Source organism: Flavobacterium sp. GT3R68, from assembly GCF_007109225.1.
Classification (GTDB): Bacteria; Bacteroidota; Bacteroidia; order Flavobacteriales; family Flavobacteriaceae; genus Flavobacterium.
This window is the reverse complement of sequence record NZ_VJZK01000022.1, coordinates 1-1,566: the sequence shown is the minus strand read 5'-3', so window position 1 is coordinate 1,566 and position 1,566 is coordinate 1. Positions and strand designations below refer to the sequence as shown.

Here is a 1,566-nt window from a genome sequence, read left to right as displayed (position 1 = left end):
ATAAAAAATGGTCCGAAGAACAGATTCAATTGGCACTTACTCAAATCATAAGCAGAGCCGTTTATCCTGCGAGCGAAAACAGAACCAGTAAATGGATAAAAGAAAATTCGGCCATTTGTGAATTAACCGCTTATCCAATCAAAAAAATAACAAAGGATAAATTATATCAATCTGCCTTGAATTTGTATCAAGTTAAAGATGAGATGGAAAAATATTTGTCTCAAAAGACCAATGAATTATTTGATATTGAAGATAAATTTTATTTGTACGACCTAACCAACACCTATTTTGAAGGTCAGAAAAAGAATAGTGATTTAGCTCAATACGGGCGTAGTAAGGAAAAGCGAACCGATGCCAAACTAGTTGTTTTGGCAGCTGTCGTAAATCTAGAAGGCTTTTTGAAATATTCCAATATCTACCAGGGGAATATGGCCGATTGTAAGACTTTGTCCGATATGATTGATAGCCTTCGAGAGGCAACGAGTGAGACCACAAAAAAGGCTTTAATCATTATGGATGCTGGTATTGCCACTGATGAAAACTTGAAATTGGTAACAGAAAAAGGATATGATTATTTATGTGTAAGCCGTACTAAACCAAAAAAATATACCTTAAAAAATGAAATTCCTACAATAGTTTATGATAAAAAAAATCAGAAAATAGAGTTGAATGAAATTGAAGATAAAGAACAAAATCAGTGTGTTTTCAAGGTAAAAAGCGACATGAAAGCGATGAAAGAACGTTCGATGAATCGCAAATTTAAAACACTTTATGAAGACACATTAACCAAACTTGCCAATGGATTAGCCAAAAAATCGGGGATAAAAAAGCAAGAAATCATAAATCAAAAAATAGGGAGATTACAACAAAAATATCCCTCGATAGCCAAACATTACCAAATCGATTTATTGGCTGACCAAAAAACAGGCAAGGTAATTTCTATGAAATGGGAAGTTAAAGAAAGCCAAGTAAATCAAGAAAAAGAACAAGGCGTATATTTTATAAAAACATCGCTAAAAGAACGGGATGAACAAACTGTTTGGAGGATATACAATTGCATACGAGAAATTGAAAGCACTTTTAGAACCTTAAAAACAGACTTGGATTTACGACCTATTTACCATCAAAACGATGAGTCAACTATGGCACATTTAAATCTGGGGTTGTTAGCCTATTGGATTGTAAATACGATTAGATATCAGCTAAAAGTAAAAAAAATAAATCATGATTGGCAGGAAATAATAAGAATTGCAAATACCCAAAAGTTAGTTACAACGGAAATAAAAGATGTACTTGAAAATACAATCGAAATAAAAAAATGTTCAGAGCCAAGCCAAAAACTAAGGGAAATTTATTTAGCCTTAAACTATAAAAAACAACCCTTTACTAAGAAAAAATTTGTAGTCCCCAAATCTGAACTTCTCAAACAAGAATCTCGTTTTCAACAATGGTTCACAGGCTAAACCCTGCAAGTTGGGTTAATTTTGGATTAAATTAACAAATGTCCGAATATAGAAGTCAACATTTTTAAGTACTTTTGTGGCACTTTTATAAAACGAAATTCAC

General features: G+C 32.3%; 1 protein-coding gene. It reads left to right on the top strand.

Annotated features, from left to right (window positions below; genetic code table 11):
• A partial coding sequence (locus FNW07_RS13595) for an IS1634 family transposase (RefSeq protein ID WP_144265647.1) occupies positions 1-1,463 on the top strand: 1,463 nt, incomplete at its 5' end.
• Positions 1,464-1,566 lie beyond the last annotated feature (103 nt).